Raw genomic sequence first — 21,781 nt, 5'->3', positions numbered from 1 at the left:
GCGTGTTGCGTTGTAGCGCCGAGTTGGATTCAACGCAACTAAACCTCTCCTCATACGCTCATAAGGGTATCTCAGCGGTCACATGAGCTGCGTTGAAGATAGTGTCATCACTTTTTGCTAATGCTGACTACGCTGATAGAGCGACACCTCGAATAGCACGCCGTCTGGGGTATTGGCTTGGCGGTTGCGCTGGGGGATGGGCCACAGGAGAGTTCCATGAGCATCTTTGATCACGTTCAAGACCGTTTTGCCCGCGTTCAGCAAGAGGACATGAGCCTCGAGGAGTACTTGGCGCTTTGTCGCCGCGACCCCAAGGTGTATGCCAGCGCCGCAGAGCGCATGCTGGAAGCGATAGGCGAACCTGAAGTGATCGACACGGCGAAAGACCCGCGTCTATCACGCATTTTTTCGAACAAGGTGATTCGCCGCTATCCAGCTTTTGCCGAGTTTCACGGTATGGAAGAGGCCATCGAGCAGATCGTGGCTTACTTCCGTCACGCGGCCCAGGGGCTCGAAGAGCGCAAACAGATTCTTTATTTGTTGGGCCCGGTCGGCGGCGGTAAATCCTCGCTGGCCGAGCGCCTGAAGCTATTGATGGAGCGCATTCCCTTCTATGCCATCAAAGGATCGCCGGTCTATGAATCGCCGCTTGGACTGTTCTCACCGGAAGAGGATGGTGAGCTGCTAGAGCAGGAGTACGGCATACCTGGGCGCTACCTGCGTAGCGTCATGTCGCCATGGGCCGCTAAGCGCTTGAAAGAGGCCGGCGGCGATATTTCTCAGTTCCGAGTCGTGCGCCTTTATCCGTCGCGTCTCAACCAAATCGCCATCTCCAAAACCGAGCCGGGGGATGAGAACAATCAAGATATCTCGTCGCTGGTCGGTAAAGTGGACATCCGCCAGTTAGAGCTTTACTCCCAAGACGATCCGGATGCCTACAGCTTCTCCGGCGGGCTGTGCCGTGCCAACCAGGGGCTGATGGAGTTCGTGGAGATGTTCAAGGCTCCCATAAAGGTGCTGCACCCGCTGCTGACCGCTACCCAAGAGGGCAACTACAACCCTACCGAGGGCATGGGCGCGATTCCTTTCGATGGCGTGATTCTGGCCCACTCCAACGAGTCCGAATGGCAGGCGTTTCGTAACAACCGCAATAACGAGGCGTTTCTGGATCGTGTCTATATCGTCAAAGTACCCTACTGCCTGCGGGTGTCGGAAGAGATCAAGATCTATCAAAAGCTGTTGGAAGACTCCTCCCTCAGCGCCGCGCCTTGCGCGCCGGATACGCTGCGCATGCTGGCGCAGTTCTCAGTGCTGTCGCGGCTCAAGGTGCCGGAGAACTCCAGCATCTACTCCAAGATGCGGGTGTATGACGGGGAGAACCTGAAGGACACCGATCCGCGCGCCAAATCGATTCAGGAGTACCGCGATGCGGCAGGCGTAGACGAGGGCATGCAGGGGCTCTCGACCCGCTTTGCCTTCAAGATTCTGTCGAAAGTGTTCAACTTCGACAGTATGGAGGTCGCGGCTAACCCGGTCCATCTGCTTTACGTGCTGGAGCAGGCGCTGGAGCGCGAACAGCTGCCCTCCGAAGTGTTCGAGCGTTACCTGGGCTTCATCAAGGAGTTTTTGGCCCCGCGTTACGTGGACTTCATCGGCAAAGAGATTCAAACCGCTTATCTCGAGTCCTATAGCGAGTACGGTCAGAACATCTTCGATCGCTATGTCACCTACGCCGATTTCTGGATTCAAGACCAGGAGTATCGTGATCCCGAGACAGGCGAGCTGCTCAACCGCCAATCGCTGAACGAAGAGCTCGAGAAGATCGAGAAGCCAGCAGGCATCTCCAACCCGAAAGACTTCCGCCATGAAGTGGTGAACTTCGTACTGCGGGCGCGGGCGCAAAACAACGGTATGAATCCCAGCTGGCAGTCTTACGAGAAGCTGAAAGGCGTCATCGAACACAAGATGTTTGCCAACACCGAAGAGCTTTTGCCGGTGATTTCCTTCAACGCCAAAGCGTCGAAATCGGATCAGAAAAAGCACGAGGATTTCGTGGCGCGCATGGTGGACCGTGGCTATACCGAGAAACAGGTGCGGCTGCTTTCAGAGTGGTATCTGCGCGTGCGTAAGTCTCAGTAGCGGGCTGCTTGGCCCGCATACAAGAGCGCCACGATTCGGCGCTCAAGATCGAGGTGTTGAGGAGGTCGAATGACCTACTTTATTGATCGCAGACCCAACGCTAAGCATAAGAGCGCGGTCAATCGGCAGCGCTTTTTGGAGCGTTACCGCAAGCACATCAAGCGCTCGGTGGAGGAGGCGGTCAACCGCCGCTCCATCACCGACATGGAGCGCGGCGAGAAAATATCGATTCCCACCAAGGACATTTCCGAACCCGTGTTTCAGCACGGCCCGAGTGGGGCACGCAACATCGTCTCGCCGGGTAATAAGGAGTTTTTGGAAGGTGACAAAATCCGTCGACCTAGCGGCCAAGGGGGTGGTGGCGGTGCCGGGGAAGGCGGCGCTTCCAACCAAGGAGAGGGGAACGACGAGTTTGCGTTCACCCTTAGCCGCGAAGAGTTTCTGGAGTTCGTCTTCGATGGCTTGGAGCTTCCCCATTTACAACGCAAGCCGCTCAAGTCGTTGGAAGAGATCAAAATGGTGCGCGCAGGACTGGCGCGGGATGGGGTGCCGTCACGCATCAGTATTACCCGATCGATGCGCGAGGCTTATGCACGGCGCATCGCCATGCGTGCACCCATCAAGCGTGCTTTGAAGGAGGCGCAAGAGGCGCTGGCGGCCGAGGAGCGTAAAGATCCGGTACTGCGTAATCCTGCTCGCGTCGGGGAGCTCAAGGCCGAGATCGAACGGCTGGAAAAACGTATCGACGCCATTCCCTTCATCGATACCTACGATTTGCGCTATCACCAGCTCGCCGCCCAGCCGCAACCATCGAGCCAAGCGGTGATGTTTTGTGTCATGGACGTGTCGGGCTCCATGACGCAGAACCATAAAGACATCGCCAAACGGTTTTTCTTACTGCTCTATCTTTTTTTAGAAAAGCATTACGAGAAAGTCGAGCTAGTGTTCGTGCGCCACCATACAGCTGCTAGAGAGGTGAATGAAGAGGAGTTCTTTTACTCACGAGAAACCGGCGGCACCATCGTCTCCAGCGCGCTGAACCTGGTCAACAAGATCATCGAAAAACGCTACCCCTCTGGCCAGTGGAATCTCTACGTGGCCCAGGCCTCCGATGGTGACAACTGGGACGATGATTCCAATATCTGCCGTGATCTGTTGGTGAAGCAGTTGATGCCTCAACTGCAGTACTACGCCTACGTGGAGATTACCCCGCACGATCATCAATCGCTGTGGCACGAGTACGAAGCCGTAGCGGCGCAGTTTCCCGAGCGTTTCGCCATGCGCCAGATCGTCGATGCGGGCGATATCTACCCCGTTTTTCGTGAGCTATTCAAGCGCCGCATGAGCCAAGAGCGGTAGTGCGAGTCGAGGAGTGCGCCATGAGTGTAAACCGCAAGCCCATCGCCACTGGGTCGGACTGGAATTTCAGCGTGCTGGAGCGCTTCGATGAGGAGCTTGCTAGGCTCGCCGATGAGTATCGGCTAGATACCTACCCCAATCAGATCGAAGTCATCACCACCGAGCAGATGATGGATGCTTATGCCAGCGTCGGTATGCCAGTGGGGTATCACCACTGGTCATTCGGTAAGCAGTTTCTCGCTGTCGAGCAGGCCTACAAACGTGGACAAATGGGATTGGCTTACGAGCTGGTCATCAACTCCAACCCCTGCATTGCCTACTTGATGGAGGAGAATACCTTGATGATGCAGGTGCTGGTCATTGCTCATGCCTGCTACGGTCATAACTCCTTCTTCAAGGGCAACTACCTATTCCGCACGTGGACCGATGCGGAATCCATCGTCGATTACCTCGTGTTCGCCCGCAAATACATCGCGCAGTGTGAAGAGCGCCACGGCGTGCACGCCGTCGAGCAACTTTTGGATGCCTGTCATGCGCTACAAAACTACGGGGTAGACCGCTACAAGCGGCCATCACCCATCTCGGCGGAGGAGGAGGCCAAACGCCAAGACGAGCGCGAAGCGTACCTGCAAACCCAGGTCAACATGTTGTGGCGAACGATCCCCGAGCCGCCAGCTGGCGTCGCGCCGCTCCCGGGAAGCTTGCACAGCGACGATGACCCCTTAGGGCTGCATACGGGGGGTCGCTACCCCTCCGAGCCCCAGGAGAACCTGCTCTACTTCATCGAAAAGAATGCCCCGCTGCTGGCCCCTTGGCAGCGTGAAATCGTGCGTATCGTGCGTAAGTTGGCCCAGTACTTTTACCCACAGCGGCAAACCCAGGTCATGAACGAGGGGTGGGCGTGCTTCTGGCACTACACGCTAATGAATCGACTTTACGATGAGGGTAAGGTCGATGAAGGGCTGATGCTGGAGTTCTTGCAGTCCCACGCGGCGGTCATCAATCAGCCGGGGTTCGATAGCCCCTATTACAGCGGGCTGAACCCTTACGCACTGGGCTTTGCCATCTTCATGGACATCAAACGGATATGCGATGCGCCGACCGCAGAAGATCGGGAGTGGTTCCCCGACATGGCGGGCAGCGCTTGGCGGGAGACCTTAGAGTTTGCGATGCGAAATTTCAAGGATGAGTCGTTCATCCAGCAGTTTCTATCGCCCAAGGTCATTCGCGATCTAAAACTCTTTTTGATCGTCGATGACGATCATGCGGAGACCCTGGAAGTCGCTGCCATTCACGACGACCGTGGCTATAAGCGCGTTCGCGAAGCGCTCGCGAGCCAGTATGCGCTGTCCGTTCGCGAACCCAATATTCAGGTGGTGGAAGCCGCCATTCGCGGAGATCGTTCGCTAACGCTGCACCACATTCAGGATAATCGCCGTCCTCTGGGCAGAAGTGTCTACCCTGTGATTCGTCATTTACAGGAACTCTGGGGCTTTCCTGTCCACTTGATATCAATGGAAGAGGGAAAAGTCACGCGTCGTTACCGTTGGCCCGTCGAAGAGGAGAGCAAAGAAGCGGGTTGATGATGGTATTCAGCCAAGTAATGGGTTTTTCGCCCAAAAAAACCATTACCCCGCGCAGTGCGCGGGGTAATGTCGTTGGCATTGCCAAAAAGCAGCTTACGCTTTTGCGGTCCAGGATTGGCACCAGCCTTCTGGGGCAACGCTATTTTCGGGGAAGAGCTGGCAACCCTCGGTGTCTGCATTGAAGAACATGCAGTTAGAGCAGAGTTCGCCCTCTTCATAAGCGGGGTGGTCACTCGCATCGCTGGCTTCTTCAACGTAGTTGAGCGCCTGAGCAGTAGGAGAGGACGGATCCAAGCGCGGGAGTTCCTGGGCAAAAGCACTCTTAGACAGGATTCCAGCACCAAACGGCAGGGCGGCGAGGCCAAGCACGCTGTTACGCATGAACTTACGACGGCTCTGATTAGCCATGGTGTCTCCTTATCGTCACGGTCTGACGTTTTACTACGGTGATCGGGTGGTGGTCCACCTCTTAAAACTCCGACAATTCTTATAAATCGGAGGTCTAAGGTACATGCTAGCGCATGCTAAAAATTAGTGCGAATAACCTTATAAATAGCGCGACAATTAGCCACGCCGAGCACCAGCGCTTGGCCGAGCCTTACAGGCTGCTATACTCGCCCCGTAGCGTGATAACCACACTTCATGAGCAGCGAGGGCGCCATGCAAAACGCAGTGATCTTGATCAATACCGAAAAAGGCCAGGTAAAAGCCGTTGCCGAGCGCCTAGCCGATGTAGAAGGGATCAGTGAAGTCTACTCAACTTGTGGTCGTTACGACTTGGTGGCCATTGCTCGAACCCGCGACTTCGAGAGCCTCGCCGAGCTGGTGACCGAGCGGCTCAATGCGGTGGAAGGGATCAGCGATACCGAAACGTTGAACGCCATGCAAGTACACTCTCGTCACGACCTGGAAACCATGTTTTCGCTTGGCTGGTAGTACAGGTCAGTGAAACAGTAGCTCATAAATACATAAAAGAAGTGGCTCAAAAGAAAGTGCAGGGGAGTGACGTCGTTGGGGAATTCATTTGTGCGCTGGCGCCGGCAAGGGCGGCGTCTGGGCATTGCTGTGCTGTTTGTCATGGTGGGCACCGGTCTATGGGAGTTCCAAGGACGGCAACACCAAGAGGCATACACCTGGAAAGGCGTGCCTACTTGGGAAACGTTTAGGCCTACCACCATTCATCGGGTGTTGCGTAACGACGGATTTTTGGCAGGGTGGTCGGATGTGCGTGTCGGTGCGCTATGGGTGAGCTATCAAGTCGCTGCCGTGCCGGACGACACGCGCATCGGTGGCCGACCCAATTTTCAAGCAGACTGGAGAACGCTTTGGCCCGTGGGCACCGACAGCTACTCAGGCAGTGGCTATGATCGCGGACACCTAGCTCCCAACTACGCCATTGCTGCGGTGCATGGCCGCCGTGCGCAAATCGATACCTTCTTGATGAGCAACATGGCGCCTCAACGACCTAACTTGAACCGTCAGCTGTGGCAGCGTTTGGAAGAGTCGGTGATGGACCACTTTGCGCCTCGTTTCGAGCGCTTGCAGGTGATCACTGGGCCTATTTACCCGGAGCGCTTCATGGATAACGTGTTCAATCGCGTGGGCTTCGTGGAAGTGCCGATAGCGTTTTATAAAATCATCGTCGCCCCCCACGAGGAAGCGCCTTTGGCGCTAGCGTTCATCATGCCCCAAGAGGTAAGAGGTAACGAGCCGCTGGATGATTATCTCGTCACCATCGATGAGGTCGAGGCGCGAACGGGGCTCAATTTCTTTCCAGACTTAACGCCTGCGATGGAGGCGGTGCTTGAGGGCGAGTTACGCACTCAAGGCTGGGCACTGGAAGAGGTGGCGCGTCGGCCGGGTCGCTACCAGTAAGTCGGCGGGCGAGAGTCGTTTGATTTTCGCTCGTCGTCGTGTATCACCGTAGTAGGGTTTAGGCGCGACAAATCAACATTCGCAGAGAGGAATGGGTCAAATAAAAAGAAGAAGTGCATCAACGTTTCGCACTGACGAAAAAGAAGCGTAAGAACAAAGAGAATAAAAGAAGGAGAGATATGAAAGAGTGATGCGGATGGGAACCCATCATGGTGCCCAGGAGAGGACTTGAACCTCCACGTCCGTACGGACACTAGCACCTGAAGCTAGCGCGTCTACCAATTCCGCCACCTGGGCGCATCATCTTTTCGTTTGTGGTCACAGCGCAACGTTCGTACTCGCATGGTGCCCAGGAGAGGACTTGAACCTCCACGACCATACGGTCACTAGCACCTGAAGCTAGCGCGTCTACCAATTCCGCCACCTGGGCGAACACGAACTCACTGCCGTAGCCTTTGCTACTGACTTGCCGCTGCACCATCGTGACGTCATGAAAAGGGGGTAACATGATGTCAAGTGGTGCCCAGAAGAGGACTTGAACCTCCACGACCATACGGTCACTAGCACCTGAAGCTAGCGCGTCTACCAATTCCGCCATCTGGGCAAGTGGCGCGTATGATACCCGGGTCGCCGCTAAATGCAAGCCCTTAGGCGGATTTTTTAACGCTGAAATACCATTAATGGGACGTTAGGTGGTTGGGTGATTGAACGGGCAGCGCTATACTGCGCCCATGACCAAACAAAACATGCCATGCGTCAGCTCATTAGTCGCTGATGCCGACGCCAGTTGCGTCGATAGTGATTCCCGCCCGCAGTGCCATGGCGCTGCGCCAACTGTCCGCCTCCCGCAAACGCCATCAAGGATGTTGATCGCATGAAGTACTGGACGTTAAGTGATGATCCGCACGCCGAGCGCGAGGCGCAAAAGTACGACAACCCTGCGCCCAGCCGCGAATATCTGTTGGCTGCCTTAGAGAGCTACGGCAAGCCCATCACCCATGAAAACATGAGCCGCATGTTGGGCATCGAGGATGAAGATCATCTCGAAGCCGTGCGTCGACGCATGGCCGCTATGGAGCGCGACGGACAAGTGCTGCGTGATCGACGAGGTGCTTACGCGCTGATCGATAAGCTCGATCTGATTAAAGGTAAGGTGCTTGGGCATCGCGATGGTTTTGGCTTCGTGCTCAGAGATGATGGCAAAAAGCCGGATCTCGTCCTGCCGCCTCGTCAAATGCGGCGTGTGTTTCACGGGGATCACGTGCTGGTACGCATTAGTGGTCGTGACCGTCGCGGTCGTGATGAAGCGACCATTGCCGATGTGATTGCCCGTAATACTCAAACCATTGTCGGTGTATATCGTAGTAACACGCCGGAGTTTGGGGTGCTGATTCCTGAAAACCCGCGTATTACGCAAGAAGTGATCATCCCACATACCGCCTGTGGGGGTGCCAAAGACGGCCAGGTCATTTCGGCCAAGATCGTGCAGCAGCCCGCCACGCGGGTGCAGCCGGTGGGTGAAGTCATCGAAGTGCTAGGTGAGCGTATGGATCCTGGCATGGAGATCGACATTGCCATTCGCAGTTACGATATCCCTGCCGAGTTTCCGCCAGAGGTACTGGATCAAACCAGCGAAATCTCTGCCGAGGTCTTGGAGGAGGATAAAAAGCATCGCGTCGATCTGCGTGCTATTCCGCTTGTCACCATCGATGACGAATCTGCCAAAGACTTCGACGATGCGGTCTGCGCTTGGAAGACCAAATCCGGTAGTTGGAAGCTGTTGGTAGCGATTGCCGATGTGTCGCACTATGTTCGACCCGGCACTGCGCTGGATGATGAAGCGCGTACGCGTGGGAACTCGGTTTACTTCCCCGGTCAAGTCGTCCCGATGTTGCCGGAGCTGCTCTCCAATGGCCTCTGTTCGCTGAATCCGCATGTCGACCGCCTGGTGATGGTGTGCGAGATGAATATCTCCAAAACCGGCGCCATTAGTCGCTACTCGTTCTATGAAGCCGTGATGAACTCCCATGCACGCCTGACCTATAACAAGGTGGCGGCCATGCTGGACGGCGAGAGCGAAGAGGGTGAGGCGCTGCGTCGTGAGCATGCGGAATTGGTCAAGCCGCTCAAGAACCTGCACGAACTCTACGGCCTGCTGCGTACCGCCCGTGAAGAGCGGGGCGCGATCGACTTCGATACCACCGAAACGGCGATCATCTTCAACGATGAGCGCAAGATCGAAAAAATCGTGCCGCGAACGCGTAACGACGCTCACAAGCTTATCGAGGAGTGCATGCTGGCCGCCAACGTGGCCACGGCGCGCTTCCTGGACAAGCACGACCTTCCAGCGCTCTACCGTATTCACGAGCGGCCCACGCCCGAGCGTTTAGACAAGCTGCGCCTGTTCTTGAGTGAGCTGGGGCTTTCCGTGGGTGGGGGCGACGAACCCACGCCGCAAGATTATCAAGCGCTACGCGAAGCCATCGCTGACCGACCGGATGCCGATATCATTCAGACGGTCATGCTGCGCTCGATGAACCAGGCCGTTTATTCGCCTCAGAACGAAGGACACTTCGGTTTGGCGTACCAGGCGTATGCGCACTTTACGTCACCGATTCGCCGCTATCCCGATCTCTTGGTTCACCGCGCTATTCGCTCGGTCATTCGCGGGCCGCGCCAGACCAATACGGTCGTGCGGGTAGAAGGGGCACCGGTAGAGCCGCCGAGCAAGTGGTGCCCCTATACCTTCGAGCAAATGCTGGAACTGGGCGAGCACTGCTCGATGACCGAGCGGCGCGCGGATGAAGCGACTCGCGATGTCGAGAGCTGGCTCAAGTGTGAGTTCATGTCCGATAAGCTTGGGGAGACGTTCGAAGGCACGATTGCCTCGGTGACTCAGTTCGGCCTGTTCGTGCGCCTCGATGACTTCTATGTCGAAGGGTTGGTACATGTAACGTCACTGCCCTCGGACTACTACCACTACGAAGCCGAGAAACATCGCCTGAAAGGGGAGCGCACGGGGACTACCTACCGCTTGGGTGACGGTCTGACCGTTCAAGTGGCGCGTGTCGATATGGACGATCGGAAAATCGACTTTGGTTTGGCCGACGACAAGCCGCGCCCGCGTCGTCAGCCCCGTAAGCGTCGTGGCGAAGAGGGTGGCCCCAAAGCGGCCGCCGCCACCGATAAACCGCCAGCGCGTCGCGGCCCGCGCCGCACGCGCAGCGGCTCGCGCAAACCATCAGCGAAAAAGGGGTGAGCATGAAATCGTCGTCGTCTCGACGTCACCCTCAAAAGGCCATCCGCACGCCGGATGGCTTGGATCACGTCTACGGCGTTCACGCCCTCGAGAGTCTGCTCGAGCGGGGAGAGGCACCCCGCGAGCTGTGGGTTCAGCAAGGGGCGGGTAACCGCTTGAAAGAGCTGGTGGCAAGCGCCCAGGCCAGTGGTGCACGCATCAAAGAGCAGCCCCGGGATGTGCTCGACCAGCTCACCCAGGGCGCGGCGCACCAAGGCGTGGTGGCGTTTTGCGCGCCTTTGACGCCCGAAGGGGAAGAGTCGCTGTGGTTGAAATTGCGCGCCTGGCAGGCATCTACACCGCCCCTGCTACTGGTGCTCGATGGCGTCACCGATGTGCATAATTTCGGTGCCTGCCTACGCAGTGCCGATGCCGCCGGGGCCCACGGCGTGATCGTGGCGAAAGATAAAGCCGCACCGCTCAACGCCACGGTCAGAAAGGTGGCCTGTGGGGCGGCGGAAGTCGTGCCGGTCTATCAGGTCACGAATCTATCGCGCACGTTGGCCAAGCTCAAAGATGCGGGTGTCTGGATTACCGGTACTGCCGGTGAAGCAGAGACCAGCGTGTTCGAGATCGACATGACGGGTCCTACTGCACTGGTGATGGGCGCCGAAGGCAAGGGCATGCGCCGGTTGACCCGGGAAGCCTGCGATAATCTCGCCAAGCTGCCCATGGCCGGGCAAGTGTCGAGCTTGAACGTCTCGGTGGCCACCGGTATCTGCCTGTTCGAAGCCGTTCGCCAGCGGCAGCTTGCAAGTTAGCGGCCAGCCCACTAGAATGCTTGCGCCCGTTTATTCATAAGCGGGCGTTCGTATGGATAACTCATCCGTACGATTAACAGTTCTGCTTGATGCGCTATCTCGGCTGTTCGCGGCCTAGAAAGGGCATTTCAGTTAACTCCTTGCTTCCCTGTCGCCGTTGAGGCATCTGCCCCAGCGCGCATCGGAAGCTGCCAAACCGCAAGGAGATTCCATGCGTCATTACGAAATCGTGTTTATGGTCCACCCGGATCAGAGCGAGCAAGTGCCGGCTATGGTCGAGCGCTACACCAGCATCGTTACCGAAAACGCTGGTACTGTGCATCGCCTGGAAGATTGGGGCCGTCGTCACCTGGCTTACCCGATCAACAAGATCCACAAAGCCCACTACGTGCTGATGAACGTCGAGTGCACCGGTGAGACTCTCGAAGAGATCGAGAACATCTTCCGTTTCAACGACGCCATCATCCGCAGCCTGGTCGTTCGCTGCAAAGAAGCGATCACCGAAGCGTCTCCGATGATGAAGCCGGCAGAAGAGAAGCGTCCGCGTCGCGAAGAAAAACCGCGCGCTGAAGCTGAAGAAACTGCCTGATTTTATCCACCGCACGTTTTAAGGAGCTAGTCCATGGCACGTTTTTTCCGTCGCCGTAAGTTTTGCCGCTTCACCGCTGAAGGCGTCAAGCAGATCGACTACAAAGATCTCGACACGCTGAAGGCTTACATCACCGAAACCGGCAAGATCGTTCCGAGCCGCATCACCGGCACCAAAGCACGCTATCAGCGTCAGCTGGCGACCGCTATCAAGCGTTCACGCTACCTGGCACTGCTGCCCTACTCCGATAGCCACCAGTAAGCGTTTGACGTGATGCTGGCACTCGCAAGATGGCTGATGCGTGGCACGCCCTATGCCGCAGGCGGGGCAGCGCTAGCAGCGTTAGTGCCCTGGCTGTTTTGGTTGGGTGCGGCCATCGCAGCGTTAGTGACCTTGCGCAAGGGCTTTGCTCCCGCGCTTCCGGTGATTATCGCTGCGGCATTACCAGCTGGTTTCTGGTGGGCGCAGGGCGATGTGATTCCGCTGGCGAGCGTACTACTCGTCTCGCTAATGGCGGTCATATTGCGCGAAAGGATGCGCTGGAGCGAAGCTTTGATCGTTGGCACCTTAGCGGCCGCGGTCATGGTTCAGCTTGGCATCTTCAGCCCCCCGGGTGGCACCGAACTCATGCTGGAGCAGCTGCGCGAGAGCTCGCAAGAGATCGACCGCATGCTCACGGAGTTTGCCAACCAAGGCATCGATACGACGACTCTGGCCGCCATGGTCATTGGCGGCGTCACGGGGTTGGTTGTGCTGTTAGCGGCCATCGCATGTTTGGCGCTAGCACGCAGCTGGCAGGCTGGGCTTTATAACCCAGGTGGCTTTCGTGATGAGTTTCATGCCTTGCGTTTGACACCCAAGGAGCTCGCTATCTTAGTGGGGCTTGGGGTGGCAGGCATGGTGCTGGGAGCGCAGGCGCTGGCCATGCTGAGTTGGATTCCGCTGCTGATCGCCGGTATTGCGTTAGTGCACGGGTTTATTGGAATAAAGGGGATGAACGGGCTGTGGCTGGTAGCATTCTATGTGCTGCTGATCACGACCTGGCCCACGATTCTCATTGTGCTGCTGTTGGGGCTGATCGATACATTCGCGAACGTTCGCGCACGCCTTGCCCGCAGCAATTGACAAGAGGTTTACGAGATGGAAGTCATTCTGCTCGACAACATTGGTAAGCTGGGCGGCCTGGGTGACAAAGTCACTGTCAAGCCCGGTTATGGTCGTAACTACTTGGTACCCTACGGTTTAGCCGTACCGGCCACCAAAGAGAACGTAGAAGCGTTCGAAGCGCAGCGTGCCGAGCTCGAAGCACAAGCCGCTGAGCGTAAAGCCGAAGCCCAAGCACGCGCTGAGCAGCTCAACGACATCGAACTGTCGTTGGTGTCCAAAGCCGGTGACGAAGGCAAGCTGTTCGGCTCTATCGGTCCGCGTGACCTGGCCGACGCCATCTCCTCTGCTGGCATCGAAGTTGCCAAGAGCGAAGTGCGTATGCCGCAGGGCCCGATTCGCCAAACGGGCGAATACGACATCGACCTCCACCTGCATGCAGAAGTGGACGCCGTTGTACGCGTGGTCGTTGTCGCCGAGTAATCTCGCTCGCCAACGCTAACGCCTCAAAGGGCGCGGGATCTCCCGCGCCCTTTGTCTTTTATGAACCGCTGACGAGTGTGATTCGGCCAGTGGTGTGAAGGAAGCTGCCCGGCTAAGATAAGCGCCGTTGGCAACGCGTTACATTTAAGGAGCTCGCTATGCAGGACCAGCCCTCTGCTGATCAGGAAACGGCGGCGCTAAAGCTGCCGCCGCACTCGCTAGAGGCGGAGCAGTCGGTGTTAGGCGGGCTCATGCTAGACAATCAAGCCTGGGATAACGTGTCCGAGCGCTTGGTCGCCGACGATTTCTATCGCTATGAGCACCGTTTGGTGTTCAACGTGATGATTCACTTGGCGGAATCAGGGCAGCCGCTCGATGTGGTCACGCTGTCCGAAGCGCTGGAAGCGCGGGACCAGTTGGATACCGTCGGCGGGCTAGGGTTTCTGGCGGAGCTTGCCCGCAATACGCCCTCGGCCAGCAACATACGCGCCTACGCGGATATCGTTCGCGAACGCGCCACGCTGCGCAAGCTGATTCGTGCCGCCAACCAAATCGCCGAAGGGGCGTTCTCACCGCAGGGACGACCCGCCGATGAGCTGTTGAACGAAGCCGAGCGGCTGGTGTTTCAAATTGCCGAAGAGCGCCCCAAAACCGGTGGACCTATCGGTATGAGCGATCTGCTCACCAAAGCGGTCGACCGCATTGATGAGCTATTCAACCTCAAAGGCGAGATGACTGGTCTCTCCACCGGTTTCCGCGATCTGGACGAGATGACCTCGGGTCTGCAGCCCTCCGACTTGGTGATCATCGCTGGGCGTCCATCGATGGGTAAGACGACATTCGCCATGAACTTGGTCGAGCATGCGGTCATCTCTAGCGACAAGCCGGTCATGGTGTTCTCCATGGAGATGCCCGCAGAGTCGCTGATGCTGCGTATGCTCTCTTCACTGGGGCGCATCGACCAGACGCGCGTTCGCTCGGGCCAGCTGGAAGATGAGGATTGGCCAAGGCTCACATCGGCTGTCAACCTTCTCAAAGACAAACAGCTGTTCATCGATGATACCGCCGCGCTCTCGCCCAATGAGATGCGCTCGCGACTGCGCCGTATCGTGCGTGAGCACGGCAACATGGCGCTGATCATGATCGACTATCTTCAGTTGATGCAGATCCCTGGCTTTTCCGAAAACCGCACGGGGGAAATCTCTGAGATCTCACGCTCTCTGAAAGGTTTGGCAAAGGAGTTCAACTGCCCGGTCGTGGCGCTTTCGCAGCTTAACCGCTCGCTCGAACAGCGCCCCAACAAGCGCCCCGTGATGTCGGATTTGAGGGAGTCGGGCGCGATCGAGCAGGATGCGGACGTCATTGCCTTCGTTTACCGGGATGAGGTGTATAACCCGGACAACCCAGATAATCAGGGCATTGCGGAGCTCATCATCGGTAAGCAGCGTAACGGGCCGATTGGCACCGTTCACATGGCTTTCATTGGTAAATACACGCGCTTCGAGGATTTGGCGCCCGATAGCTATGGCGAGGCGTTTGGCGATTAACTTGAGCGTCATGGGGGAGAACGTATAATGCGCACCCTCATGAGTAGTTCGCCTCGAGCAGATAGAGAGACAGGAGTAACAAATGGCAGGTGGTTTTAGGCGCGGTAACCGCAAACGTCTTCCGAAACTGGAAGGCCGTGGTGAACTCCAGTCGCTAGAGCGCGAAGGCCCTTTCAAAGAGTGGCTGGGCATGCCCGATCTCTATCGCTACTTTTTGGTGGTGGAGGGGGAGAAGTACAGCTACCAAACCGAAGATGCTGAACTCCCCGTCGTTGTAGGCGACAAAGTGGTGTTTCGCTATAAAGAGACCAAAGGTGGGAACTGGATCGATCGTAACTCGCTGGGCAAAGCAATCGACCCCTCCGAGTATCAATAAGTCGACCGTTAGTTGACGATTGAGACAGGAACTCTTCCCTGTTATTGCCGTCTTAGGCAGTTAGTGCCAAGGTAATATGATTGTCATGGAGCCGCTTCATGCTGTGTTCCATGACGATGACCAATAACAGGAGGGAACCATGGAACTGAAAGCGCTGAAACAGTTCGTCGTGAATCACGACAATTTTGAAATCCGTGTGATTACCCATTCGGGTAGTCGTTTTTACCAAGTCGAGCTTGAAGATGTAGAAGGTGAGCGCCACATGTTGATGCAGCGCGGTAAACCGATGCTGTTTCGCTCACTGGATGACGTTTATCTAGAGCTCAAGCGTGCGGGTATCCATCGCGCCTACTTAGTGCAGCACGTGCCTCAAGATGAGGTGATTGGCCGCGACGCTCATTATAGTGCGCCGCTGACCTCGCGTATGCCGCTCGTCTTTTGATCCAGCCGCTGTATTAGCTGACGGTTTTACCCTGTCGTTTTTCCCACCATCGCCCCAGCCGAATACGGCGACGGGCAAAGAAACGGTAGCCTGCATCCATCATGCTGCGCAGGCCCGGTAAGTAAGATAGCTTTACCAGCCGCCGGTAGCCCAACACCGCATAGAGGGCCCGGCTGGCGTCCATCCCGATGAACCACCTCCCTTCTTGATCTTGCAAATGCAGTTGGCCCATCATGGCGTCGAAACTGCGACCGACCTCGTCTGGCTTGAACTCGCTGCTCTGAATATCGACCAGCCGAACGCGAGACCGATGGCGGTGTTTGGCGAGCCAAGCGACTTCCACTCGGCAAAAGGGGCAGTCCCCGTCATGGTAGAGCGTGACCGGAGCCTGGGCATCCAGCGCTGCGAAACGGCTCATGAGCGGTTCTCCGAGTTAGATGTAGAGGAAGCGTGTTGGGCAGCAGAGGCATAGCCCTTCGTATGCGCCGGTTGGCCGTAGCCTTTACTGGTTGGCAGTTTGGCAAGGAATTGCTCGGCCTGCTGGCGAATGGCCTCGCGCTTCTCCTCTTTCATGCGTCCTAACGAGCCATAAATGAGCTTCATTCGTGGATTACGGTTGAGCCGTTCCGCATTGGTTTCCAAAAAGTGCCAGTAAAGACTGTTGAAAGGGCAGGCTTTGGGGCCGGTCATCTGTTTGGGCGAGTAGCGACAGTGCTGACAGTGATCAGACATCTTATCGATGTATTTACCCGAAGCGCAGTAAGGCTTGGAGCCCATCAAACCGCCATCGGCGTGCAGTACCATCCCGAGGGTATTAGGCAGTTCGACCCACTCGCAGGCATCGGCGTAGACGGCGAGGTACCAGTCGCACAGCGCTTCGGGCTTGACGCCGCACAGCAGGGCAAAGTTGCCGGTGACCATGAGTCGCTGGATGTGGTGCGCATAGCTGTTGTCGATGGTCATTTGAATGGCGCGCTGCAGGCAGCGCATGTCGGTGTTGGCGTCCCAATAAAACGCGGGCAGCTCGCGGGTGAAGCCTAGCTGGTTCTCCTGTTTGTACCCGGGCATGTGCGTCCAGTAGAGCCCGCGCACGTATTCGCGCCAGCCGAGTATTTGGCGGATGAAACCCTCTACCGCATTGATAGGCGCTTTGCCCGCATGGTAGTGCGCCTCGGCGGCGTCACACACTTCCATCGGCGAGAGCAGGCCAATGTTCATCGCCGCAGACAGGCGTGAGTGATACAAAAAGGGTTCTCGGTCACTAATGGCATCTTGGTAGCGGCCAAAGTCTGCTAGCCCGTGTTCGATGAAGTGGTTCAAATCGACCAGTGCCTGCCGCCGGGTGACCGGCAAGTTGAAGGTCTCCATCGTTCCCATGTGATCAGCGAAATGGTCAGCGGCGTCCTTAAGAGCTGCTTTTGTCACGTCATCCTGGCCGTGGTTGGGCAGTGCAGGAAAGCTCAGCGAGGCATCGATGGGCTCGCGGTTGTCGTGGTCGTAGTTCCACTGGCCGCCGCTGGGCGTATCGCCCTCCATGAGCAGGCCGGTGCGCTTGCGCTGCTCGCGGTAGAAATACTCCAGGCGCAGCTGTTTGCGGCCCTCTGCCCAGCGTGAAAAGTCGTCCGGTGTGGTGAAGAAGCGGTCATCTTCCCACAACTGCCAGGGGAGGGCGTTGTGTTGGCGCTGCTGCATGTCGTTCCACAGCCGCCACTCGCCGGGGCGGGTAACGCGAATTTCATCACAGCCGTACTGCTTGGCGAGCCGCTCGGCTTCTTCTATCAGCGACTGGGTGTTATCGCCATCATTGATGCGGCTGTAATGCACCGTATAGCCTTTGTCTCTCAAGGCGTCGGCAAAGTGGCGCATGGCGGCCATGAAAAGACCGATCTTATGCAGATGGTGAGGCACGTAGCGTGCCTCTTCGGCCACTTCGCACATCGCCACCACCGCATTGGAAGGCGCTTCGCGAAGGGTTGGCAGCGTCAGCGTGAGCTGATCACCCAGTACCAGGAGTAACGGCTTGGACATGAGTTGGCCTGCAGTTATACAAATAATGTTGATAGTATAACTTTATGCCGCGACTTTGCTGAAAAGTGTTAAGATTTTGCCCATTACGTACACCCGAGGAGTTAGCGAGATGGCCGATAGCATCGTGAAGGATCAACCCGGTGAGGGGCGCTTGGCCCACGCGCCCAGCAGCCACCCTGCCGTTCCCCGCGCCAAGGTGGGCGTCGTTCTAGCGAATCTGGGAACGCCCGATGCCACCGATTACTGGTCCATGCGTCGCTATCTCAGCGAGTTCTTGTCCGATAAACGAGTCGTAGATTATGCCGGATGGAAATGGCAGCCTCTTTTGCAGCTCATCATCCTGACCAAGCGTCCGTTCTCCTCGGGCAACGCGTACAAAAGCATCTGGAATAACGAGAAGAACGAAAGCCCGTTGCTGACCATCACCCGTGCACAAACGGAAAAAATGACCGAGCGCCTGAAAGCGCTTTACGGCGACGATGTCGAGGTCGATTTCTGTATGCGCTACGGCAATCCTTCAACGGACAGCGTGCTCAAACGCATGAAAGAGAAGGGTTGTGAGCGCATCGTCTTCTTCCCGCTCTATCCGCAGTACGGCTCGCCCACTACCGCTACTGCCAATGATCAAGCGTTTCGTACGCTGATGAAAATGAAGTGGCAGCCCTATATCCGTACCGTACCGGCCTATTTCGAGCATCCGACGTATATCCAGGCGTTGGCTAACTCGGTACAAGAGGCGTACGACGGCTTCGATAGTCGTCCCACCAAACTCGTGGCGAGCTATCACGGCGTGCCGGAGCGTTATCTGATGGAGGGTGACCCCTACCACTGCCAGTGTCAGAAAACGACGCGCCTACTGCGTGAAAAGCTGGGGTTGAGCAAAGAGGAGGTCGATACTGCGTTTCAGTCGCAGTTCGGTCCTGAAAAGTGGGTCGGTCCGCAAACGGTCGACCATGTTGCCGAACTGGCGAAACAAGGGCACAAGCACATTGCGATTCTTTCGCCAGCCTTTTCCTCTGATTGTGTCGAGACCCTCGAAGAGATCAAAGAGGAGATCCACGATAGTTTCATGGAAGCGGGTGGTGAAACCTTTAGCTACATCCCTTGCTTGAACGATCGCGATGACCATATCGATGCACTATTGGCGGTAGTGAATAACGAATTATCGGGTTGGTTACCAACAACGTAACGTCATATGGCGGTGCATAAAACCGCCTAGCGTATTGCGCTAGGCGGTTTTTTATTGAGAACGACTTTCCTAGAAAAGTGGGAAGGGTTGGTATAAGGTTTGTGGATATAAAATCACACTTATTCAACGCTCGAACGGCTGCTGACGTGTCGACAAGCGGCCGTTTTGAGGTGAATGCACGCAATTAGGGAGAAGGCGCCGGATGCAATTTGCCGTATTAATGGGCTTCGTGTTGGCAGCGCTGTCACCGCTGCTCAACCGCTGGTTTGGGGAGCGAGCAAGCCTGCTGCTTGCGCTATTTCCGGCACTTTTGGCCGCTTGGTTGTTAAGCCAAGCGCCGTTGGTTCTCCATGAGGGCCCTCAGCTATTGGCGTGGTCGTGGGTGCCGTCATTGGGTATCAGCTTAAGCTTTTTGCTCGATGGCCTGTCGCTGCTGTTTGGCTTGCTGATTACGGGGATCGGCACCTGCGTCTTGGTCTATGCAGGTGGCTATTTGAAAGGTCATCAGGATATGGCCCGTTTCCATTTGGCTCTGGTCGCGTTCATGGCCTCCATGCTGGGGCTCGTGCTCGCCGATGGCCTGCTTACGCTATTCATTTTTTGGGAACTGACCAGCATCACCTCCTACCTCCTGATTGGCTTCAATCACCAGGATATCGAGGCGCGTAAATCGGCACGTCAAGGTTTGTTCGTGACGGTGGCCGGTGGGTTGGCACTGATGGCAGGGCTAGTGCTGCTGGGTGTAGCAAGCGGTAGCTGGTCTCTCCATGACATTCTGCGCGCCGATGAGGACCTGCGCCAACACGCGCTCTATACCCCCATGTTGATCTGTTTGTTGCTGGGTGCGTTTACCAAATCGGCGCAGTTCCCTTTCCATTTCTGGTTGCCCAACGCCATGGCAGCGCCAACGCCCGTGTCCGCCTATCTGCACTCCGCCACCATGGTGAAGGCGGGCATTTACTTATTGGCACGGCTGCAGCCCGAGCTGGGTGGCACTGCCCTATGGGTGACGATACTCTCCGTGGTCGGAGCGACCACCATGCTGACCGGCGCTTTTCTGGCGATTCATCACACCAACATCAAGAAGTTGCTGGCGTACTCGACGGTCATGGCGCTGGGTACGCTGACCATGCTGTTAGGCATTGGCTCCGAGTATGCCATGACAGCGTTCGTGACGTTCTTGCTGGCCCACTCACTGTACAAAGGCGCCCTGTTCATGGTGGCGGGGATTCTTGATCACGAAACCGGTACCAAGGATGTCACGGCCATGGGGGGACTGCGCAGCGTGATGCCCGTGACGGCGACCATTGCACTGATAGCAGCGCTTTCCTTGGCGGGTGTGCCACCGTTACTCGGCTTTATCGGTAAAGAGCTAATGCTCGAAGCAGCGCTAGGCGCCGAGCGTGTCCGGTCAATATTGGTGGTGTTCGCCTTTATGGCGGCCGTGTTGACCATTGCGGTGGCGTCCATCATCGCGCTGCGACCTTTTTATGGCGCACGCCATGAAACTCCTAAAACGCCCCATGAAGCACCGCTAAGCATGCTGATCGGCCCAGGCCTATTGGCCCTTGGATCGCTCGCGCTTGGCTTAGCGCCCGCCATGTTGGGAGCCGATGCGTTATTGACGTCGGCGGCCACGGCAGTGGCGGGGGAGGCGCTGCCGATCTCGCTGTCGCTGTGGTATGGCGTCAACATGGCGTTGATCATGTCCGTGGTGAGCCTACTGCTCGGTTTCTTTCTCTTCAAGCGTTGGGACAGTGTACGTGGCCAGTTGGCCAGACTGACCCCCGTGATGCGCTATGGGCCCGAAGCAGGCTACGAGGGCCTGATGAATGGCATCGTGCGCTTTTCCGAGTGGCAAACTCGACTCCTGCAAAACGGCTATATGCGTAACTATATATTGGTGATGCTGGTCGTGCTGATTGCGCTAATCGGCAACTCCATTTTGTTGCGCCATTCCCCCCAGCTAGCGCTCGAGCTAGACGTGCGCTTTCACGAAGTGATCGTGGTGGGCACCATGGCGATGGGGGCTCTGTTCGCCACGATTTCGCGCTCTCGGTTGGGAGCCGTTGTCTCGGTCGGCATCATGGGCTTCTCCATCGCGCTGATCTTCATTCTGTTCAGCGCGCCGGACTTAGGCATTACCCAACTGCTCGTTGAAACCATGACGGTGATTCTGCTAGTCCTGGTGCTCTTCCGGCTGCCTCGCTTCTCCAACCTCTCCACGAATCTGGAGCGCATTCGCGATGGGTCGGTTGCAGCGACCATGGGCGTGCTGATGTTCTTATTGATCATGACGGCGTGGAGTATCGATCAGTTCGAAAGCATCTCGACCTACATGGTCGAGAACAGTGCGCCGCTTGCCCATGGTCGAAATATCGTCAATGTCATCCTGGTCGATTACCGTGCCCTCGACACCTTGGGTGAGATGTTCGTGCTAGCGTTGGCCGCCATTGGCGTGATTGCCATGCTCAAGCTTCGCCACGGCGAAACGGAGGGTAGGACAAATAGTGGCGAAAAAGCCAGCGTGAAGGAGCCCTACGATGGTTAAATCAGGCACGATCATTTTAAACACCGCAGCGCGCTTTCTCATGCCGCTGCAGCTCATGTTCTCGGTCTTCCTGCTGCTGCGGGGGCATGATGAGCCCGGGGGAGGATTCATTGCTGGGCTCGTGGCAGCGGGCGCGTTCACTTTGTATTTATTTGCCTTTGGCGTAAGCGCCACGAAAGAGGTACTGCGCATGGTCGACCCGCGAGACTTGATCGGCGCAGGACTCTTTTTTGGGATGATCTCGGTAGTGCCCGCTTGGTTCATGGGGCAGCCTTTTCTGACTGCTCAGTGGTGGACGATTCCGGTGATCGACTTCAAAGCCTCGACGCCGCTGATTTTCGATATTGGCGTCTATCTGGCGGTACTGGGCTCCGTCATGGGTATGGTCATGGCATTAATGGAGGTGGATAAGGATGAGCCATAAGTCCCTTAGACTCATCGAATCGGGAGGTCG

Annotated in this window: 20 protein-coding genes and 3 tRNA genes; 17 read left to right on the top strand and 6 right to left on the bottom strand. The window is 56.8% G+C overall.

Annotated elements, in window-relative coordinates; all coding sequences use genetic code 11:
- Positions 1–216 precede the first annotated feature (216 nt).
- From MHM37_RS15285 to MHM37_RS15275, 3 genes are all read left to right on the top strand, one after another.
- Positions 217–2,139 carry a PrkA family serine protein kinase gene (locus tag MHM37_RS15285; RefSeq protein ID WP_153843766.1) on the top strand — a complete coding sequence of 641 codons (1,923 nt, stop codon included), beginning with the start codon at positions 217–219 and terminating at the stop codon, positions 2,137–2,139.
- 69 nt (positions 2,140–2,208) lie between these two features.
- The gene (locus tag MHM37_RS15280) at positions 2,209–3,498 is read left to right on the top strand and encodes a YeaH/YhbH family protein (protein WP_239297214.1); all 1,290 of its coding nucleotides are present in this window, start codon (positions 2,209–2,211) and stop codon (positions 3,496–3,498) included.
- 20 nt (positions 3,499–3,518) lie between these two features.
- Positions 3,519–5,081 (top strand): SpoVR family protein, encoded by a 1,563-nt coding sequence (locus MHM37_RS15275; protein WP_139526797.1) that lies wholly within the window; start codon positions 3,519–3,521, stop codon positions 5,079–5,081.
- 96 nt (positions 5,082–5,177) lie between these two features.
- Here MHM37_RS15275 and MHM37_RS15270 read toward each other — a convergent pair whose 3' ends face one another.
- On the bottom strand, positions 5,178–5,492 hold the full coding sequence (locus MHM37_RS15270; protein WP_139526799.1) for a high-potential iron-sulfur protein: 315 nt from the start codon (positions 5,490–5,492) through the stop codon (positions 5,178–5,180).
- Between the two features lie 252 nt (positions 5,493–5,744).
- On the opposite strand from MHM37_RS15270, the gene MHM37_RS15265 reads away from it, so the two are divergent.
- A complete protein-coding gene (locus MHM37_RS15265; RefSeq protein WP_044628486.1) occupies positions 5,745–6,020 on the top strand; it encodes an Lrp/AsnC ligand binding domain-containing protein in 276 nt (91 codons plus the stop codon).
- A 90-nt stretch (positions 6,021–6,110) separates the two neighbouring features.
- Positions 6,111–6,959, top strand: a complete 849-nt coding sequence (locus MHM37_RS15260; protein ID WP_139526804.1) for a DNA/RNA non-specific endonuclease — start codon at positions 6,111–6,113, stop codon at positions 6,957–6,959.
- A gap of 210 nt (positions 6,960–7,169) precedes the next feature.
- On the opposite strand, the gene MHM37_RS15255 is transcribed toward MHM37_RS15260, so the two are convergent.
- The 3 genes from MHM37_RS15255 to MHM37_RS15245 all read right to left on the bottom strand — a co-directional run bounded on the left by MHM37_RS15255 (position 7,170) and on the right by MHM37_RS15245 (position 7,563).
- Positions 7,170–7,256: transfer RNA gene (locus MHM37_RS15255), tRNA-Leu, on the bottom strand.
- A 46-nt stretch (positions 7,257–7,302) separates the two neighbouring features.
- A tRNA-Leu gene (locus MHM37_RS15250) sits at positions 7,303–7,389 on the bottom strand.
- Between the two features lie 87 nt (positions 7,390–7,476).
- Positions 7,477–7,563 (bottom strand) — tRNA-Leu (locus tag MHM37_RS15245).
- A 270-nt stretch (positions 7,564–7,833) separates the two neighbouring features.
- Here MHM37_RS15245 and rnr point away from each other — a divergent pair.
- The 9 genes from rnr to MHM37_RS15200 all read left to right on the top strand — a co-directional run bounded on the left by rnr (position 7,834) and on the right by MHM37_RS15200 (position 15,559).
- The gene (gene rnr, locus MHM37_RS15240) at positions 7,834–10,218 is read left to right on the top strand and encodes a ribonuclease R (RefSeq protein WP_153843764.1); all 2,385 of its coding nucleotides are present in this window, start codon (positions 7,834–7,836) and stop codon (positions 10,216–10,218) included.
- 2 nt (positions 10,219–10,220) lie between these two features.
- Positions 10,221–11,018, top strand: a complete 798-nt coding sequence (rlmB, locus tag MHM37_RS15235) for a 23S rRNA (guanosine(2251)-2'-O)-methyltransferase RlmB (RefSeq protein WP_153843763.1) — start codon at positions 10,221–10,223, stop codon at positions 11,016–11,018.
- A 211-nt stretch (positions 11,019–11,229) separates the two neighbouring features.
- Positions 11,230–11,607, top strand: a complete 378-nt coding sequence (gene rpsF, locus MHM37_RS15230; protein ID WP_044628490.1) for a 30S ribosomal protein S6 — start codon at positions 11,230–11,232, stop codon at positions 11,605–11,607.
- 33 nt (positions 11,608–11,640) lie between these two features.
- Positions 11,641–11,868, top strand: a complete 228-nt coding sequence (rpsR, locus tag MHM37_RS15225) for a 30S ribosomal protein S18 (protein WP_009097135.1) — start codon at positions 11,641–11,643, stop codon at positions 11,866–11,868.
- Positions 11,869–11,880: 12 nt separating this feature from the next.
- Positions 11,881–12,732, top strand: a complete 852-nt coding sequence (locus MHM37_RS15220) for a hypothetical protein (protein ID WP_139526938.1) — start codon at positions 11,881–11,883, stop codon at positions 12,730–12,732.
- 15 nt (positions 12,733–12,747) lie between these two features.
- A complete protein-coding gene (gene rplI, locus MHM37_RS15215) occupies positions 12,748–13,194 on the top strand; it encodes a 50S ribosomal protein L9 (protein ID WP_044628492.1) in 447 nt (148 codons plus the stop codon).
- Positions 13,195–13,352: 158 nt separating this feature from the next.
- Positions 13,353–14,741, top strand: a complete 1,389-nt coding sequence (gene dnaB, locus MHM37_RS15210) for a replicative DNA helicase (RefSeq protein ID WP_139526810.1) — start codon at positions 13,353–13,355, stop codon at positions 14,739–14,741.
- A gap of 82 nt (positions 14,742–14,823) precedes the next feature.
- Positions 14,824–15,117 (top strand): hypothetical protein, encoded by a 294-nt coding sequence (locus tag MHM37_RS15205; RefSeq protein ID WP_139526812.1) that lies wholly within the window; start codon positions 14,824–14,826, stop codon positions 15,115–15,117.
- Positions 15,118–15,256: 139 nt separating this feature from the next.
- On the top strand, positions 15,257–15,559 hold the full coding sequence (locus MHM37_RS15200) for a DUF6482 family protein (protein WP_153843762.1): 303 nt from the start codon (positions 15,257–15,259) through the stop codon (positions 15,557–15,559).
- A 13-nt stretch (positions 15,560–15,572) separates the two neighbouring features.
- Here MHM37_RS15200 and MHM37_RS15195 read toward each other — a convergent pair whose 3' ends face one another.
- On the bottom strand, positions 15,573–15,977 hold the full coding sequence (locus tag MHM37_RS15195) for a DUF393 domain-containing protein (protein WP_153843761.1): 405 nt from the start codon (positions 15,975–15,977) through the stop codon (positions 15,573–15,575).
- Entirely contained in the window at positions 15,974–17,587 is a 1,614-nt protein-coding gene (locus tag MHM37_RS15190) for a cryptochrome/photolyase family protein (protein ID WP_153843760.1), read from the bottom strand. The genes MHM37_RS15195 and MHM37_RS15190 overlap by 4 nt, the downstream gene beginning before the upstream one ends.
- Before the next feature lie 109 nt (positions 17,588–17,696).
- Here MHM37_RS15190 and hemH point away from each other — a divergent pair, with 109 nt between their 5' ends.
- From hemH to MHM37_RS15175, 3 genes are all read left to right on the top strand, one after another.
- Positions 17,697–18,776 carry a ferrochelatase gene (hemH, locus tag MHM37_RS15185; protein WP_139526820.1) on the top strand — a complete coding sequence of 360 codons (1,080 nt, stop codon included), beginning with the start codon at positions 17,697–17,699 and terminating at the stop codon, positions 18,774–18,776.
- 202 nt (positions 18,777–18,978) lie between these two features.
- Positions 18,979–21,327 carry a putative monovalent cation/H+ antiporter subunit A gene (locus MHM37_RS15180; protein ID WP_153843759.1) on the top strand — a complete coding sequence of 783 codons (2,349 nt, stop codon included), beginning with the start codon at positions 18,979–18,981 and terminating at the stop codon, positions 21,325–21,327.
- Positions 21,320–21,751 carry a Na+/H+ antiporter subunit B gene (locus tag MHM37_RS15175; RefSeq protein WP_044628498.1) on the top strand — a complete coding sequence of 144 codons (432 nt, stop codon included), beginning with the start codon at positions 21,320–21,322 and terminating at the stop codon, positions 21,749–21,751. Before MHM37_RS15180 ends, MHM37_RS15175 begins: the two co-directional genes overlap by 8 nt.
- Positions 21,752–21,781: the final 30 nt, after the last annotated feature.

It is taken from the genome of Halomonas sp. MMH1-48, assembly GCF_022348105.1.
Taxonomy (GTDB): domain Bacteria; phylum Pseudomonadota; class Gammaproteobacteria; order Pseudomonadales; family Halomonadaceae; genus Vreelandella; species Vreelandella piezotolerans.
This window is presented reverse-complemented; position numbering and strand designations above follow the sequence as displayed.

Excerpts from the sequence above, each read along its gene's own strand:
- MHM37_RS15285 (WP_153843766.1), top strand. The coding sequence starts at position 217 with ATGAGCATCTTTGATCACGTTCAAGACCGTTTTGCCCGCGTTCAGCAA.
- MHM37_RS15280 (WP_239297214.1), top strand. The coding sequence starts at position 2,209 with ATGACCTACTTTATTGATCGCAGACCCAACGCTAAGCATAAGAGCGCG.
- MHM37_RS15275 (WP_139526797.1), top strand. The coding sequence starts at position 3,519 with ATGAGTGTAAACCGCAAGCCCATCGCCACTGGGTCGGACTGGAATTTC.
- MHM37_RS15270 (WP_139526799.1), bottom strand. The coding sequence starts at position 5,492 with ATGGCTAATCAGAGCCGTCGTAAGTTCATGCGTAACAGCGTGCTTGGC.
- MHM37_RS15265 (WP_044628486.1), top strand. The coding sequence starts at position 5,745 with ATGCAAAACGCAGTGATCTTGATCAATACCGAAAAAGGCCAGGTAAAA.
- rnr (WP_153843764.1), top strand. The coding sequence starts at position 7,834 with ATGAAGTACTGGACGTTAAGTGATGATCCGCACGCCGAGCGCGAGGCG.
- rlmB (WP_153843763.1), top strand. The coding sequence starts at position 10,221 with ATGAAATCGTCGTCGTCTCGACGTCACCCTCAAAAGGCCATCCGCACG.
- rpsF (WP_044628490.1), top strand. The coding sequence starts at position 11,230 with ATGCGTCATTACGAAATCGTGTTTATGGTCCACCCGGATCAGAGCGAG.
- rpsR (WP_009097135.1), top strand. The coding sequence starts at position 11,641 with ATGGCACGTTTTTTCCGTCGCCGTAAGTTTTGCCGCTTCACCGCTGAA.
- MHM37_RS15220 (WP_139526938.1), top strand. The coding sequence starts at position 11,881 with ATGCTGGCACTCGCAAGATGGCTGATGCGTGGCACGCCCTATGCCGCA.
- rplI (WP_044628492.1), top strand. The coding sequence starts at position 12,748 with ATGGAAGTCATTCTGCTCGACAACATTGGTAAGCTGGGCGGCCTGGGT.
- dnaB (WP_139526810.1), top strand. The coding sequence starts at position 13,353 with ATGCAGGACCAGCCCTCTGCTGATCAGGAAACGGCGGCGCTAAAGCTG.
- MHM37_RS15205 (WP_139526812.1), top strand. The coding sequence starts at position 14,824 with ATGGCAGGTGGTTTTAGGCGCGGTAACCGCAAACGTCTTCCGAAACTG.
- MHM37_RS15200 (WP_153843762.1), top strand. The coding sequence starts at position 15,257 with ATGGAACTGAAAGCGCTGAAACAGTTCGTCGTGAATCACGACAATTTT.
- MHM37_RS15195 (WP_153843761.1), bottom strand. The coding sequence starts at position 15,977 with ATGAGCCGTTTCGCAGCGCTGGATGCCCAGGCTCCGGTCACGCTCTAC.
- MHM37_RS15190 (WP_153843760.1), bottom strand. The coding sequence starts at position 17,587 with ATGTCCAAGCCGTTACTCCTGGTACTGGGTGATCAGCTCACGCTGACG.
- hemH (WP_139526820.1), top strand. The coding sequence starts at position 17,697 with ATGGCCGATAGCATCGTGAAGGATCAACCCGGTGAGGGGCGCTTGGCC.
- MHM37_RS15180 (WP_153843759.1), top strand. The coding sequence starts at position 18,979 with ATGCAATTTGCCGTATTAATGGGCTTCGTGTTGGCAGCGCTGTCACCG.
- MHM37_RS15175 (WP_044628498.1), top strand. The coding sequence starts at position 21,320 with ATGGTTAAATCAGGCACGATCATTTTAAACACCGCAGCGCGCTTTCTC.